Source organism: Allobosea sp. P1_A7, from assembly GCF_056406775.1.
In genome coordinates, this window is the sequence record NZ_JBFTZN010000155.1 from 1 (window position 1) to 15448 (window position 15448).

Sequence of the window (15448 nt, forward strand, 5' to 3'; positions counted from 1 at the left end):
CCGATGAGCCGGTCGCGCTGCGGCTCGCCAGCTTCGCCGCCCATGCGACGGTGAGCCCCAAGGCGCGGGAGCCCGTCCGCCTGCTGCTGCTCGACGTCGCCGGGCTTTGCGTCGCGGCGCGTGGCACCGACTATGTCCGCGCCGCCCTGGCCTCGACCGCGTCGTCGGGCAAGGCAACCGCGATCGGCCATGCATCGGGCCTGGGCCCCTATGACGCCGCGCTGGTCAACGGCACCGCGGCGCATGGCGAGGATTTTGACGATACATTCGAGGGCGGGCCGATCCACGCCGGCGCCGTGATCGTGCCAGCCGTGCTGGCGGCGGCGGAGCATCGCGGGTTGTCGGGCGAAGCCGTGCTGCGCGGTGTTGCAGTCGGCACCGAGCTGATGTGCCGAATGAGCCTGGTGACGCCGCAAGCGATTCACAAGGCCTGTTTTCACCCGACCGCGGTGATCGGCGCTCCCGCAGCTGCCGCCGCGGTGGCGAGCGCCCTCGGCCTGCCCCCGAAGCTGATCGCGCATGCCATCGGCGTCGCCGGCAGCCTGGCCTCCGGCATCATCGAATATCTCGCCGACGGCAGCTGGACCAAGCGGCTCCATGCCGGTGCGGCAGCGCAGGCCGGCATTCGCGCCGCCCTGCTGGCCGAGGCCGGCTTCCTCGGACCCGCAACCGTGATCGAGGGCCATCACGGTTTCTACCGCGCCTTCGCTCCGTCGAAGGCACCGGATTTCACGCCGCTGCTCGACAGGTTGGGCGAGAGCTGGGTGCTCGAGACACTCGCCTTCAAGCCCTATGCCTGCGGGACGATGACCCAGCCCTTCGTCGACTGCGCCATCGCGCTGGCGAAGCAGGGTGTGAAGGCCGAGGGCATCCTCAGCCTGGAATGCGAGGTCGGCGAAGGCACGGTGCACCGGCTCTGGGAACCACTGGCGCTGAAGCAGGCGCCGCCCAATGCCTATGCGGCAAAATTCTCGACGCCTTATTGCGTCGCCGTCGGTTTCATCGATGGCGGCGCCGGGCTTGGGCAATTCACCGAGGAGCGCGTGGCGGAGGCGAGCGTGCGGGCGCTGGCCGCCAAGGTGTCCTATGTCGTCAATCCAGAAGACGCGTATCCGCGCAATTTCAGCGGCCATATCAGGGCCACCCTCACGGATGGCTCGGTGCGCGAAATGCATCAGCCGCACATGCGCGGCGGGGCCCATGAGCCTCTTTCCGCAGGCGATATCCTGCAGAAATTCCACGACAACGCCGCCTTCGGGGGCTGGGCGCGCGAGCGCTCCGAGCAGATGGCCGCCGCGCTCGACACGCTCGCCGCCGGCGGCAGCGTCGACCTCTCGGCGGCACGGGGCTGAGCGATGACCGAACTCGACGGCAAGGTTGCACTGGTCACGGGAGCAGCCCGCAATATCGGCCGCGCCATCGCGCTCGAACTCGCCGCCGGTGGGGCAGCGGTGATGGGCGTGGCGCTCTCGGACGAGACAGGGCTTGGCGAAATGGTCGCCGCAGTCGAGGCCGAGGGTGGTCGTGCCGCCTGGCAGCGGGCCGATGTCACCAACCCTGACTCGGTCCGCGCCGCCGTCGAGGCCACGCTCAAGCGCTTCGGCCGGCTCGACATCCTCGTCAACAATGCCGCGATCCGTGGCGAAGTGGCCTTCGACGCGATGACCCTGGCGCAATGGCATCAGGTGCTCGGGGTCACGCTCGACGGCCCGTTCCTGTGCTCGCAGGCGGCACTGGACGCGCTGACCGCGAGCGGCGCAGGCGCCATCATCAACATCGGCGGACTGACAGCCTATACCGGCGCGAAGCAACGCGCCCATGTCGTCACTGCCAAGGCCGGACTCGACGGTCTCACCAAGGCGCTGGCGCAGGAGCTGGCCGAGCGCGGGATCACCGTCAACCTCGTCTCCCCAGGCCTGATCGATACGGTGCGCGGCGGCCACTCGGCGGCCGAGCCGGACCATCACAAACACCGCACCACCTTGGTCGGACGCCGCGGCCGGCCGCAGGAGGTCGCGGCGATGGTGCGCTATCTTGCCGGGCCGAACGGGCGCTATCTCACCGGCCAGACCATGCATGTGAATGGCGGGGCCTATCTGCCATGAGCGTCGTGGCCGACCCGGCCTTGCTCGGATCGGCCGTGCAGGTTGTGACGGCGCTCGCCGTCGGCACAGCCGCCCTGGTCGGATCGCTGCTGAGTGCGCTCACCGGCTCGGGCGGCGCGATCGTGCTGTCGCTGGTGCTGGCCCCGATCATCGGCGTCGCCTCCGTGGTGCAGACGATCAGCGTTGCGATGCTGCTCAGTCATGTCGCTGGTGCTCGGGATCTTCCTGATCGCGATCGTGGTGCTCAAGCGCCTGTTCGCCGGCCGGCGCTTCGAGATCGGTCCGACCGGCGTTCTCGTCGCGTCAGCATTCTTCGGCTTTCTCTCGGGCACGACGATCGGCGGCGGATTGCTGATGATCCCGATCCTGCTCGGCGCCGGGCTTGGCGGTGCAGCGCTGGTCGCGACCGATGCGATCGTCGGCCTCACCATGCATCTCACCAAGACACTGGTCTTCGGGCAGGCAGCGGTCCTGACCAGCGCGCAGGTCTGGCTGGGTGCGGTGATCGGGCTTTGCATGTTTCCGGGCGCCTGGCTTGCCAGAGCGCTGCTCGCCCGCATACCGCTCAAGGTCCACGCGCTGCTGCTCGACGGCGTCGTTGCGCTCGGCGGCTTCTCCTTCGTGATACAGGCCCTGCGGAACCGAGCTTGAAACGATGTCCAACACAAGTTCTGGCGCAAGCCGATCCGACACTGCGCTACGGCCGGGCGCCGGCGACAGCGGTTCCACTGATGCCGGCTGCACGAAGGAGAGCAGGAATCGATGAGTGACGAGATCTGCTATGAGGTCGACGGCGGGATCGGCTGGATTACGCTCAACCGGCCGCAGGCGCGCAACGCGCTGACATTTGCGATGTATGACCGCGTCGCCGAGATCTGCTCCCATCTCGAAGGCCATGGCTCACCCAAGGTTCTGGTTCTGACCGGGGCGGGAGAGAAAGCCTTCGCCGCCGGAACGGACATCTCGCAGTTCCGCGCCTTCGACAAGCCGGAGGATGCGCTGGCCTATGAGGCACGCATCGACGGTGCATTGCAGAAGATTGAAAGTTGCCAGGTTCCGACCATCGCGGCGATCTCGGGGGCGGCAACGGGCGGAGGTGCCGGCATCGCTTGCGCCTGCGATCTCCGGATTGCGACGCGCAACGCCCGCTTCGGCTTCCCGGTGGCGCGCACGCTCGGCAATTGCCTGTCCATGAACAATTATGCGCGGCTGGCCACCCTGCTCGGACCGGCGCGGGTCAAGGACATCGTCTTTACCGCGCGGCTAATCGATGCCGACGAGGGCCACCGCATCGGTCTCTACACTGAACTCGTCTCCGACCATGTCGCGCTGATGGAGCGGGCAAAGGAATTGGCCACGACCATTGCTGGCCACGCACCGCTGACCCTGCGCGCGACCAAGGAAGCGATGCGACGGATCACCAGATCCGACCGCACAAGGGAAAGCGACCTCATCCTGATGTGCTATATGAGCGCCGATTTCCGAGAGGGTATCGAGGCCTTCCTCACCAAGCGCGCGCCGACCTGGCAAGGACGCTGAAGCTGGATGAGCTCGGATGATTGGCCGAAACTGCGGGTTCGGTGTGGGGACTGCTTCTACGCTGACGGCGGTTCGTCGGCCTTGCCCCGGATCACATGGGCCGCCACCCCCGCGCTCATCAATGCAAGGCAGAACCAGGTCAGCGCGTAGACAAGATGCGTGTTGCGGAAGCTGACCTGTGTCATCCCGCCCTGCGGCAGCGGGCCAGGCTCGGAGACAGCGTCGGCATCGACGAAATAGGGTGCGACCTCTCCGACGCCCTGTGCCTGCTGCGCGATCTGCACGACGTCGCGGGAATACCAGCGCCCGGCGGCGGGATCGTTCGCACGTAGGAAGCCGCCACCCGGCTCGCTCAGCCGCAGCAACCCGGTGAGACCCGCCGCTTCGCCGGCAACCTTGCGCCGTTCGTCCGGCCCACGCCGCCCCTCCGGCAGGAAGCCGCGATTGACGAGAACGGTAAAGCCGGCATCCGTTCGAAACGCCGCCAGCACCCAGAAGCCGGGGCCGCGCTCCGTCACCGCCATGGTCAGCGTTTCCGGCCCGGGGAGATAGCGCCCCTGCAATGCAACGCGGCGATATTCGTCGGTGGCGGCGTTGATCCTGCCCCATTCCGCCGGCCCGGGCGCGGCCGCTGGCGGCGCGTGGATGCGTGCCTCGACACGGGCGATGAGGTCGAGCTTCCAGGCCCGCCGCTGCATCTGCCAGATGCCGAGCCCTGCGAAGATGAGCGCAAGCACGCAGGCTGCGGCGACAAAAACGACATGCGCCGTGCGCGGTCGGCGCCCCTGCCCCGCGTCCGGGAACGTCACCACGCCGGCCTCACATCCTATGCATGTCGCTCGGCATCATGTTGGCGTTGAGGTGGTACATGACCCACAGCGAGCCCGAGAGCACGATCACCACGATGATGATGGTGAAGATCAGCGCCATCATCGACCAGCCGCCTTCGGAGCGGCCGTTCATGTGCAGAAAATAGACCATGTGGACGACAATCTGCACCGCCGCGAAACCCATGATCACGAGCGCGGTCAAAGTCGCGTGACCGAGCACGTCATTCATGACGAGCCAAAACGGGATCGCGGTCAGGATGACCGAAAGCACGAAGCCGGTAATGTAGCCGCGCAGGCTGCCATGGGGAGCGCCATGGGCGTCCCCGTGCTCGCCATGCGGCTCGGCGTGGTCCTGGCTTCCGCTCATTTCAGCACGCCCATCAGGTAGACGAAGGTAAAGACGCCGATCCAGACGATGTCGAGGAAGTGCCAGAACATGCTCAGGCACATCAGCCGGCGGCAATTGGCCTCGATCAGCCCGTGTCTTGCGACCTGCCTCATCAGCACGACCAGCCATATCAGGCCGAAAGTGACATGCAGCCCGTGCGTGCCGACCAGCGTGAAGAAAGAAGAGAGGAACGCGCTGCGCATCGGCGTCGCGCCCCCGTTGATCAGGTGGGCGAACTCGTAAAGCTCGACCGCGAGGAAGCCGAGGCCAAACAGGCCGGTCACGACGAGCCAGCCCTGCATTGCGGCCTGCCGGCCCTTTTCCATCGCCAGCATGGCGAAGCCATAGGTGATCGAGGAGACCAGCAGCAGGCCGGTATTGACCGCCACCAGCCTGAGATCGAACAGGTCGGCGCCGGACGGCCCCGCCGCGTAGTTGCGCCCCAGCACCCCGAACGTCGCGAACAGCACCGCGAAGACGAGGCAATCGCTCATCAGGTAGATCCAGAAGCCGAGCATGGTCGAGCCGCCGGAGTGCTCGTGCTCCTCTTCCGTGACGTAGAACGTCGGGGCGCCGTTTCGGACCGGGACCTGTGCTGCCGCCTTCGCCATCATCATTCCTCAGGCCCGGGCCAGCAGCTTGCTGCGCGAATCCTCTTCGCGCAGTACGGTCTCTGCCGGGATGTGGAAGTCGCGGTCGTAATTGAAGCTGTGCGTGATCACACTCGCCACGGCGCCCACGAAAGTCAGCGCTGCCAGCCACCAGACGTGCCAGATCAGCGCGAAGCCGCAGAGCGTCGCGAAGCACGCGATGATGACACCGGCCCCGGTATTCCTCGGCATATGAATCGGCCGGAAGCCAGCGAGCGGGCGCTGATAGCCGCGCTTCTTCATGTCGGACCACGAGTCATGGTCGTGGATCACCGGGGTGAAGGCGAAATTGTAATCGGGCGGAGGCGAGGACGTCGACCATTCCAGCGTGCGCCCGTCCCAGGGGTCGCCGGTCGTGTCGCGCAAGGCATCGCGACGGATGATGCTGACCGCGATCTGGATGAGGAAGCAAAGGATGCCGAACAGGATCAGCACCGCGCCGATTGCCGCGATCACGAACCAGATCTGCAGCGAGGGGTCCTCGAAGCGATTCAAGCGGCGGGTCACGCCCATCAGGCCGAGCACATAGAGCGGCATGAAGGCGACGTAGAAGCCGACGACCCAGAACCAGAAGGAGAGCTTGCCCCAGAACGGATCGAGCTTGAAGCCGAAAGCCTTCGGAAACCAGTAGGCGATGCCGGCGAAGATGCCGAAGACGACGCCGCCGATGATGACGTTATGGAAATGCGCAACCAGGAACAGGCTGTTGTGCAGCACGAAATCGGCCGGCGGCACCGCCAGCATCACGCCGGTCATGCCGCCGATGACAAAGGTTAGCATGAAGGCGATGAGCCACATCATCGGCAGCTCGAAGCGGATGCGGCCGCGATACATCGTGAACAGCCAGTTGAAGATCTTCGCGCCCGTCGGGATCGAGATGATCATCGTCGTGATGCCGAAGAAGGAATTGACGCTGGCGCCCGAGCCCATCGTGAAGAAATGGTGCAGCCAGACGAGGTAGGACAGGATGGTGATCACCACCGTCGCATAGACCATCGAGGCATAGCCGAAGAGCCGCTTGCCGCAGAAGGTCGAGGCCACCTCCGAGAAGATGCCGAAGGCCGGCAGGATCAGGATGTAGACCTCGGGGTGCCCCCAGATCCAGATCAGGTTCACGTACATCATCGGGTTGCCGCCGAGATCGTTCGTGAAGAAGTTGGTGCCGACATAGCGATCGAGCGTCAGCAGCGCGAGCGTCGCCGCCAGGATCGGGAAGGTCGCGACGATCAGGACATTGGTGCACAGCGACGTCCAGGTGAAGACGGGCATCTTCATCATGTCCATGCCGGGCGCGCGCATCTTGATGATGGTCGCCACCAGGTTGACGCCGGAGAGCGTTGTGCCCACGCCCGCGATCTGCAGCGCCCAGAGATAGTAGTCCACGCCCACCCCGGGCGAGTAGGCGGCACCTGAGAGGGGCGGGTAGGCAAGCCAGCCCGTCTTGGCGAATTCGCCGATGAAGAGCGAGGCCATCACCAGCACGGCGCCGCCCACCGTCATCCAGAAGCTGAAATTGTTGAGGAATGGGAAGGCGACATCCCGCGCGCCGATCTGCAACGGCACGACAAAGTTCATCAGCCCCGTGACGAAGGGCATCGCCACGAAGAAGATCATGATGACGCCATGGGCGGTGAAGATCTGGTCGTAATGGTGCGGCGGCAGGTAGCCCTCGCTGCCGGCAAAAGCGATCGCCTGCTGGCCCCGCATCATCAGCGCGTCGGCGAAGCCGCGCAGCAGCATGATGACCCCCAGGATCATGTACATGATCCCGATCTTCTTGTGGTCGACGCTGGTGAACCACTCGTTCCAGAGATAGCCCCAGGCCTTCATCCGCGTGATCAGCATGAGGAGCGCGAGGCCGCCGAGCACCACGACAGCAAAGGTCGCCACCAGGATCGGCTCGTGCAGCGGCAGCGCTTCGAAGGTGAAACGGCCGAACACAAGCTTCCACCATTCGGGATAGGAGGTCATGGATCCCTCGTCTCGCTAGCGGCGACCATCTCGGACGCGGTTCAGTTGGCTACGCGGGCGGTGACGCCCGCGGTACCGTAGACGTCGGCGGGCGTGCAGATCGCCGTGACGAAGGGGCGCGGCGGCATCGGTTGCCCGCCCCGGCGCACGCTCTTGTCGTATTCGAGCGCCATCACGGTCGAGATCCCCTTCCTGCCGCCGCCGCCCTTGGCATCCATCGCCATCATGTCGCGCGTGCACATCTTGGCGCGATCGACACACATGTTGAGGACCGCCTGGAACAGATCAGGTGCGACATCGCGGAACTGCCGCGTCGACTCGCGCTCGCTTGGGCGTTCCAGCACCAGATATTCCTCGCGTCCGAGTGGCCCGCCCTTTTCGCGCGCGGCTCGGGTCCAGGCCTCGAAGCCCTGGCGGTCGACGCCGCGGAAACGGAAGCGCATGTCGGAGAAGCCGGCGCCGCTGTAATTGGCCGAGAAGCCCTCGAAATCGCCGGGATGATTGATCACGGCGTTGAGTTTCGTCTGCATGCCCGGCATGGCGTAGATCTGCCCCGCCAGCGCCGGAATGAAGAGGGAATTCATGACGGTGGAGGACGTGATCCGGAATTCGATCGGCTGGTCGACCGGCGCCACGACCTCATTGAGCGAGGCGATGCCCTGCTCCGGGTAGAGGAACAGCCACTTCCAGTCGAGCGCCACCACCTGGATGACCAACGGCCCTTGCGGTGGCGCGTTCTCGCTCATCCTCGCAGCGGCAGCCGGCTTCGCCGCGCTGATGCGCCCCAGTGGCCGGTAGGGGTCGAGCAGATGCGTGGCCATCCAGGTGATCGCGCCGATGACGATGATGATCAGCAACGGAACCGCCCAGATCACCACCTCGAGCGGTAGCGAATGGTGCCAGTCGGGATCATAGGTCGCGTCGGCGGAAGCGCGGTAGCGCCAGGCGAAGAACACCGTCAGCGCCATCACCGGCACGATGATCAGGAGCATCAGCGCCGTCGAGGTCAGCAGCAGGTTTCGCTGCTGCACGGCAACATCGCCGGACGGTGCCAAGAGCACCATCTGGCAGCCGCCGAGCATGGCGAAAACAGGAAGAACCGTTAGAAATCGAAGGATCCGCAAGAGACTCGAGACCTCCCTGCCGCCGGAACAACCTTCTCTATGCCCATTCCTTCGCATCACCCATCAGACAATCTGTCCCATTGCGAAGGTTTGACGGGTATCTGCGATCCACCGTATCCATTTGCATGAGGTGCGGGCAAGCCCGTACGATCCGACCCGCCCGATAACGAGGGGTTCCCGGTCATGAGCGCTGAGGCAGCGAACCATACATCGGGCCACCTGACGGACGAGCACGGGCGCGACCATGTCTCGCCCGGCGAGATCGCGATCGGCGTGATCATCGGCCGAACTTCCGAATATTTCGACTTCTTCGTCTTCGGTCTCGGCTGCGTTCTGGTCTTTCCCGAGCTGGTATTTCCCTTCGCCGACCGGCTGACCGCGACGCTCTATGCCTTCGCGATCTTCGCGCTCGCTTTCATAACCCGCCCGATCGGTACAGTGCTGTTCATGGCGATCGACCGTCGCCACGGTCGCGCGGCCAAGCTTACCGTTGCGCTCTTCCTCCTCGGTGGCGCGACGGCCGCCATCGCCTTCCTGCCCGGCTATGCCACGATCGGCATCTGGTCCGGCATCATTCTCGCGATCTTCCGGCTCCTGCAGGGCATCGCGCTCGGCGGAGCCTGGGATGGGCTCTCCTCCCTGCTCGCCCTCAACGCGCCCGTCGGCCGCCGCGGCTGGTACGCCATGCTGCCACAGCTCGGCGCTCCGCTTGGCTTCATCCTTGCTGCCGGCCTGTTCGCCTATTTCGAAGGCTTGCTGTCGCGGGAAGATTTCCTCGACTGGGGTTGGCGCTACCCCTTCTTCGTCGCGCTGACGATTAATGTCGTGGCGTTGTTCGCGCGGCTGCGGATGGTCGCAACCCACGAGTTCGCCCAGCTCATGGAAACCCGCGAGCTCATGCCCATGCCGGTGCTTGAGTTGGTCAGGGCGCGCGGCAGCACCCTCATCCTCGGCGCCTTCGTGCCGCTGGCGAGCTTCGCGCTGTTCCACCTCGTCACCATCTTCCCGGTGAGCTGGATCAACCTCTTCACCGAACGTTCGGTTTCGGAATTCCTGATGGTGCAGGCGGCCGGCGCCGTGGTTGGCTTCGGCGCGATCGTCACCTCCGGTTTGATCGCCGACCAGATTGGCCGCCGCAACACGCTCCTTGTCTCTGGCGGAATGATCGCGCTCTTCAGCCTGTCGAGCATCATCGCCCCCCTGCTCTTCGGCGACAGCCTGGCGGGGCAGACGATCTACGTGATCATCGGCTTTGGCCTGCTTGGGCTCTCCTACGGCCAGACTGCCGGCGCCGTGGCCTCGAGCTTCGGCACCCAGTACCGCTATACCGGCGCAGCGCTGACCTCGGATCTTGCCTGGCTGCTCGGCGCGGGCTTCGCGCCACTCGTGGCGCTGACCGTGTCCAGCCAATTCGGGCTCGCCTGGGTTGGCGTCTATCTGCTCTCGGGCGCGCTCTGCACGCTCGCGGCACTAGGGATCGATCGGCGGCTCGAGGGGCGTTACGGCTGAACCACCCGCAACGCGCAAGCGATGATATGCGTCCGCGCCGAGCCTGAGGCGGTGGAAGAGGCTGAAATGGTCCGAAGTCAGCGGCCGGTCAGCGCCTACGGCTAACGCGTCGCACGCCGTGTTGCGCGCACCACGGTGGGAGCCGTGACCGCCCCCGCAGCGCCCCCAACGACCGCACCGACCGGACCACCGACAAGTGCGCCCGTTCCGGCTCCGGCAGCGGCACCGCCGATCCTCTGCTGGGTCGTGTTGCAGGCGCTCGCCGCCAATGCGGTGAGTAGCAATAACGTCATCACTGAAGCCTTCATCGCGCGTCCTCCTGGTTGCGCAACGTCCTTGAACGGCAGCTGTTCCCCTGCCGTGGACCGATCGGGTGGCAATCTCTTCGGCTTCGCCCCCCAAAACGGATCGCAGCATCTGAGCAGTGACGGTGCCGCATCATGCTCAGTCCATTGCGCCCGGTCGTTCGTCGGATCTCACGCTGAGCCACGCCGCTTCGAATTGGCGCGCAGTCGCCAGCGCTTGGCAGCGGCGCTGCCTTGCGGTCGACAAGGAGCGGCAACAACCACCCTGCTCACGGGGAATGCTCAGCAAGCGATCGAGAGACTGGATGCACGACGATTCGGCCCAGCAGGCCCCGCGATAGGCGCGTGGGGTCAAATGGGCCATGATCGCGCGAACCGCGCCGAAATCATGGGACGACCGGGCACATGACCGACACGCGGCCGGATCGATCGCTGGCAGAACGACACGCGTTGGCGAAGATCGACCACCCCATGGCCTTCGGCCGAGTGCAGAGCGCTGAATCGTGCTTGAATGAAAGCTTACAAATGGCCCTGAAAACGAACCGTAAGCAGTGCTCCTGAGAAGGAGCCAAAAATGGCGCGCCCGAAAGGATTCGAACCTCTGACCCTCAGATTCGTAGTCTGATGCTCTATCCAGCTGAGCTACGGGCGCGTATCAGGTGGCTCGGCCGTGGCCGCGTCGATCTGATGTGGCGGGAATAGCCGCAACGCTTCGGCTTGGCAACCCCCGTCTTCCCGGAAATCTGACATTCCCGGGGATGAGGGGGCAAGCGCGCCAAAAACGCGCGGGATGCTCAGTCTTCGCGCAAGCCACCCCCGCCAAGTGCGGCAACCTCGGCGCTTTCCTGTCGCGCTTGCTTCGCGGCGCGATTCTTCGGCAATTTCTCGGCAATGCCATAGAGCTGTTCGCGCCGGTCCATCTCGCGCCAGACATCCGCGGGCGCGATCCCGATCTCGCTCCAGAGCACTACGAGATTGTAGATCAGGTCGGCGCTCTCGAGGATCACCCGCTCGCGGTCGGCCTGAACCGCTTCCAGCCCGACCTCCACCGCCTCCTCGGCCAGCTTCTTGGCCATCTTCGGCAGCCCCTCGCCGATGAGCTTGGCGGTGCGCGAAAAGGCCGGGTCGCGCGTGCGCGCGGCAAGGACCGCAGTGTGAAGCTTGAAAACCGAATCAACCATATCGCGAGCCTCACCCCCTCATGTGAGCATTTCGTGACAGGGAGCTCAGGCAGCGCGCAGCGCGAATCACTCCCCAGGAAATGGTAGAGCAAATCGCAGGACGCGAAATGTTTGTTTCACGCCGAGACGAACTTGGAACGATCAGTCCGCAGCGAAGGGAGCGAAGGACCGGACCACGTCGCGATAGACGGCCTGCTTGAACGGAATGATCAGATCGGGCGTCTCTTCCAGCCGTGCCCATCGCCAGGCCTCGAACTCTGCCTTGTGACCTCCTGCCGGGTGCAGGATATCGATCTCGCTGTCGGGACCGTCGAGGCGGAAGGCGAACCATTTCTGGGCCTGGCCGCGCCAGCGGCCCTTCCAGGCCTGTTGGCCGATATCCACGGGAAGATCATAGCTCAGCCAGACCGGCACCTCCGCCAGCAGCGAGACGGAGGTGACATTGGTTTCCTCCTGCAGCTCACGCAGCGCCGCCTGATAGGGCGTCTCGCCGGGATCGATGCCACCTTGCGGCATCTGCCAGGCAAAGCCCGGCGCAACATGCTCGCGCTTGGTCTTGTCCGCCCGCCGCCCGACGAAGACGAGCCCGTCGCGGTTGAACAAGGCCAGCCCAACGCAGGGGCGATAGCCGGGAGGCGGCTCGGTCATTTCAGGGAACCTGTTGTGGAGGGATTGCGCAGTCCGCGGGCTGCGCTGACCGGCACGATGACGAGGCCCTTGGCCTCCAGAGATTTGGCCCAGCGGGCAATGCGCTCGATCGAGACCGGCAGCGCGCTCGCCGCGCCGATCGCCACACCCTGCTCGCGCGCCTGAGTCTCAAGCCGCTGCAGCTGCTGGTCGATCGCATCCGCGCGGGTGACCGTATCGATCACCCTGTCGACCTTGAGTGCCGGAATCTGCGCCCGCGCTGCCGCGCTCGCGAGCTGGCTGCGCGAGGACGAGCCGTCGTCGACGACCATCAGCCCGCGACCGGCGATCTCGCGCAGGACCGGCGACAGGGCGTTCTCATCCGCCGTCAGCCGGCCTCCAAGGAAATTGACGATGCCGACATAGCCGGTGAATCGACCGAGCACCCAATGCAGCCGATCGAGATTCTCAGCGGCCTTGGGGCCGGAGAGCAGGGTGTGCGGGCCGGGATCGTTGTCGGGATAGTCGAACGGTTCCATCGGCACCTGCAGGAAGACCTCGTGGCCGTCGCCACGAGCCCGCTGCACTACGCGCTCCAGCTCGACCCCATAGGGCGCGAAGGCCAGCGAAACCGCGCCAGGCAGCTGCGTGATCGCATCTGCCGTACCATTCTGGCTGATGCCCAGCCCGCCGACGAGAAGCGCAATGCGGCCGGCCGGCTTGGTCTCAGGCGCAGGACCTAACGGGCGGGCATAGACCTGCATCGGTGTCGCGCCGTCCGGCGCCACCTTCGGCAGAAGGCCGAACCGGCTGCGCTCGACCAGCCGGTTGTCGGGAGCCGGCGCGAGCTTGACCTCGCCGCTATCGGGAATCGTGATGACGATCGCACCGGGAGCCTCTGCCCCCGGGCGCACGACGGTCACCCCTGATTCGGTTTCAAGCTGGCGCGCTGTGGATTGAGAGCGCGGATCTCTGACATTCGGTTCGACAGCAGGTGCAGCCGCGATTTCCCTTGAAGGCTGCCTGATCTCGATCGCGGCAGTCGCCATCGGCTCGCCACCGTCAGGATCGCGCCGGAACAGCAGGATGGCAATCACCGCAAGCGCCGCGCACCCCACCGCCCCGCTCAGGGCAAGCGACAGCCAGCGCGTCCACGGCTTGCCGTGGCGCACCGGGCGACCCTGCCCCAAGGGCCGATCGAGCTCGGTAAGCGGCGTTCCGGCCAAGGGCAGCCGTCCTCAGCTGTTCGAAACGGACCCGAATCAGCGGCCCGCACGCCTAGTCTTGGCGCGTGCGGGGCCAGCAGTCGAGAGCGCCGGAGAACGGCGCTCTCCTCGCAGTCGGATGGAGATCAGTTCGGCTTGGCGGGCTCTGGGGTCGGAACCGGGCCGGCGACGTCCTTCTTGACACCCCGCAACAGATTCAACGCGGCAAGAAGCTGCGTATCCTTGGCCGGGTCATTCGGCACATAGGAAGCCGAACCCGACTGCTCATCCTTGCCGTCGCCCGACTTGAGATGGCCCTTCAGGGATGCCTCGCCCTTGTTGTCCGTCAGCTTGTCCTTGAGCTCTGGCGGAATCTCCTGGACGACCTCGATATCCGGCGTGATGCCCTTGGCCTGGATCGAATTGCCCGATGGCGTGTAGTAGCGCGCCGTGGTCAGGCGCAGGCCGCCATTCGAGCCGAGCGGGATCACCGTCTGCACGGAGCCCTTGCCGAACGAGCGCGTGCCCATCACGGTTGCGCGCTTGTGATCCTGCAGGGCGCCGGCAACGATCTCGGCCGCCGAGGCCGAAGAGCCGTTGATCAGAACCACGACCGGCTTGCCCTTGGTCAGGTCGCCCGACTTGGCGTTGAAGACCTGGGTCTCCTCGGCATTGCGACCGCGCGTCGAGACGATCTTGCCGCGCTCCAGGAACGCGTCCGACACCAGCACCGACTGGTCGAGCCTGCCACCGCGATTATTGCGCAGATCGATCACATAGCCCTTGATCTTGTCGACACCGATCTCGGCATTGACCTTGTCGAGCGCCTTGCGCAGTCCCTCATAGGTCTGCTCGCTGAAAGTGCCGATGCGGATATAGCCGACATCGCCCTCAACCCGCTCCTCGACCGCCGGGACGACGATGGTGGAACGCGTCAGGGTGAACTCCAGCGGATCCGGCTTGCCCGGGCGCTCGATCTTGAGCTTGACCTGCGTGTTGATGATGCCGCGCATCTTCTCCACGGCCTGGGTCAGGCTCAGGCCTTTCACCTGGTCACCATCGATCTCCCTGATGATGTCGTTGGCGAGGATGCCGGCCTTGGAGGCGGGCGTGTCGCGAATCGGCTTGGCGACCTTGAGGACGCCGTCCTCCATCGTGACCTCTATGCCGAGGCCGCCGAACTGGCCGCGCATGTCCGTGTCCATGTCACGGAAACTCTTGGCGTCGAGATAGGCCGAATGGGGATCGAGCGAGGAGACCATGCCGTTGATCGCGGCCTCGATCAGCTTCTGCTCGTCGGGCTTCTCGACATAGTCGGTGCGAATCTTCTCGAAGATATCACCGAACAGGTTGAGGCTACGATAGACCTCGGCCGAGGCCGCGACCGCGCTGGTCGAGGACAGCAGGTGGGTCTGCGTCGCCAGACTGGTAAGGCCCGCGCCAACGATTGCGCCGGCGAGAACGAGGGAGACCTTGCGCATCATCCGCGAACCTTTTCGCTTTGCGATTTCGTCCACCACGGTGCCGGGTCGATCGAAACGCCGTCTTTTCTGAACTCAATATAGAGAACCGGTTCCCCAGTCCCCGAACCTACGATCGTCGCGGCAGCTTCCGACGTTTGCCCCATCATCGCAACCGGTTCCCCGGCAAGGACGAATTGGTTCAGCGACACGTCGATCCGCTGCATGCCGGCCAAGAGCAAATAGTACCCCCCACCCGCGTTCAGGATCAAGAGTTGCCCGAAGGAGCGGAACGGCCCAGCGTAAACAACCCAAGCGTCGGAAGGCGCCGAAACTAGGGCATTAGGGCGGGTTGTCAGTGAAATTCCGCGCGTCGTGCCGCCAACGCCGTCATTGTCACCAAAACCACGCAATTGTGATCCGGCAGCGGGCAGCGGCAGCATGCCGCGAGCTTCCGCGAAAGCGATCTTCGGCGCAAGCCGGGCGGGGTCCTTGAAAGCGAGCGCCGCCATGCGTTGCCGCTGCTCGCGGGTCTCGGTCTCCAGAGCCTGGCG

16 protein-coding genes and 1 tRNA gene are annotated in these 15448 nt (G+C 65.2%); 5 read left to right on the forward strand and 12 right to left on the reverse strand.

The features are described from left to right. The 4 genes from AC1D34_RS23710 to AC1D34_RS23725 form a co-directional block, all read left to right on the forward strand. Positions 1-1352 (forward strand): MmgE/PrpD family protein (locus AC1D34_RS23710; RefSeq protein ID WP_476825493.1); only part of this gene is annotated, 1352 nt, incomplete at its 5' end. A gap of 3 nt (positions 1353-1355) precedes the next feature. Further along, positions 1356-2105, forward strand: a complete 750-nt coding sequence (locus AC1D34_RS23715) for an SDR family NAD(P)-dependent oxidoreductase (RefSeq protein WP_476825494.1) — start codon at positions 1356-1358, stop codon at positions 2103-2105. A gap of 201 nt (positions 2106-2306) precedes the next feature. After that, positions 2307-2756: a TSUP family transporter gene (locus AC1D34_RS23720; RefSeq protein ID WP_476825495.1), complete on the forward strand. Its 450-nt coding sequence runs from the start codon at positions 2307-2309 to the stop codon at positions 2754-2756. Positions 2757-2867: 111 nt separating this feature from the next. Beyond that, a complete protein-coding gene (locus AC1D34_RS23725) occupies positions 2868-3644 on the forward strand; it encodes an enoyl-CoA hydratase/isomerase family protein (RefSeq protein ID WP_476825496.1) in 777 nt (258 codons plus the stop codon). 56 nt (positions 3645-3700) lie between these two features. Here the strand turns inward: AC1D34_RS23725 and AC1D34_RS23730 are convergent, their stop codons facing one another. From AC1D34_RS23730 to cyoA, 5 genes are read right to left on the reverse strand one after another with little or no spacing between them, the layout of a single operon-like run. Continuing rightward, positions 3701-4456 carry an SURF1 family protein gene (locus tag AC1D34_RS23730; protein WP_476825497.1) on the reverse strand — a complete coding sequence of 252 codons (756 nt, stop codon included), beginning with the start codon at positions 4454-4456 and terminating at the stop codon, positions 3701-3703. 7 nt (positions 4457-4463) lie between these two features. After that, positions 4464-4841, reverse strand: a complete 378-nt coding sequence (cyoD, locus tag AC1D34_RS23735) for a cytochrome o ubiquinol oxidase subunit IV (protein WP_069878933.1) — start codon at positions 4839-4841, stop codon at positions 4464-4466. After that, positions 4838-5473: a cytochrome o ubiquinol oxidase subunit III gene (gene cyoC, locus AC1D34_RS23740; protein WP_476825498.1), complete on the reverse strand. Its 636-nt coding sequence runs from the start codon at positions 5471-5473 to the stop codon at positions 4838-4840. The genes cyoD and cyoC overlap by 4 nt, the downstream gene beginning before the upstream one ends. A gap of 9 nt (positions 5474-5482) precedes the next feature. Continuing rightward, positions 5483-7483 carry a cytochrome o ubiquinol oxidase subunit I gene (gene cyoB / locus AC1D34_RS23745; RefSeq protein ID WP_476825499.1) on the reverse strand — a complete coding sequence of 667 codons (2001 nt, stop codon included), beginning with the start codon at positions 7481-7483 and terminating at the stop codon, positions 5483-5485. 41 nt (positions 7484-7524) lie between these two features. Then, positions 7525-8664, reverse strand: a complete 1140-nt coding sequence (gene cyoA, locus AC1D34_RS23750; RefSeq protein WP_476825500.1) for a ubiquinol oxidase subunit II — start codon at positions 8662-8664, stop codon at positions 7525-7527. Between the two features lie 126 nt (positions 8665-8790). Here cyoA and AC1D34_RS23755 point away from each other — a divergent pair, with 126 nt between their 5' ends. Then, positions 8791-10116, forward strand: coding sequence for an MFS transporter (locus AC1D34_RS23755; protein ID WP_441492171.1), 1326 nt, complete (start codon positions 8791-8793; stop codon positions 10114-10116). Positions 10117-10217: 101 nt separating this feature from the next. Here the strand turns inward: AC1D34_RS23755 and AC1D34_RS23760 are convergent, their stop codons facing one another. The 7 genes from AC1D34_RS23760 to AC1D34_RS23790 form a co-directional block, all read right to left on the reverse strand. Next, positions 10218-10409, reverse strand: coding sequence for a hypothetical protein (locus AC1D34_RS23760; protein WP_476825501.1), 192 nt, complete (start codon positions 10407-10409; stop codon positions 10218-10220). Positions 10410-10996: 587 nt separating this feature from the next. After that, positions 10997-11073: transfer RNA gene (locus tag AC1D34_RS23765), tRNA-Arg, on the reverse strand. A 142-nt stretch (positions 11074-11215) separates the two neighbouring features. After that, positions 11216-11602, reverse strand: a complete 387-nt coding sequence (gene hisE / locus AC1D34_RS23770) for a phosphoribosyl-ATP diphosphatase (RefSeq protein WP_476825502.1) — start codon at positions 11600-11602, stop codon at positions 11216-11218. A 141-nt stretch (positions 11603-11743) separates the two neighbouring features. Continuing rightward, positions 11744-12250 (reverse strand): RNA pyrophosphohydrolase, encoded by a 507-nt coding sequence (locus AC1D34_RS23775; RefSeq protein WP_441492174.1) that lies wholly within the window; start codon positions 12248-12250, stop codon positions 11744-11746. Continuing rightward, the gene (locus AC1D34_RS23780; protein ID WP_476825503.1) at positions 12247-13455 is read right to left on the reverse strand and encodes a divergent polysaccharide deacetylase family protein; all 1209 of its coding nucleotides are present in this window, start codon (positions 13453-13455) and stop codon (positions 12247-12249) included. The genes AC1D34_RS23775 and AC1D34_RS23780 overlap by 4 nt, the downstream gene beginning before the upstream one ends. 125 nt (positions 13456-13580) lie before the next feature. Next, a complete protein-coding gene (locus AC1D34_RS23785) occupies positions 13581-14915 on the reverse strand; it encodes a S41 family peptidase (RefSeq protein WP_441492176.1) in 1335 nt (444 codons plus the stop codon). Next, positions 14915-15448: murein hydrolase activator EnvC family protein (locus AC1D34_RS23790; RefSeq protein WP_476825504.1), on the reverse strand; the 534-nt coding region annotated here is incomplete at its 5' end. The genes AC1D34_RS23790 and AC1D34_RS23785, both read right to left, overlap by 1 nt.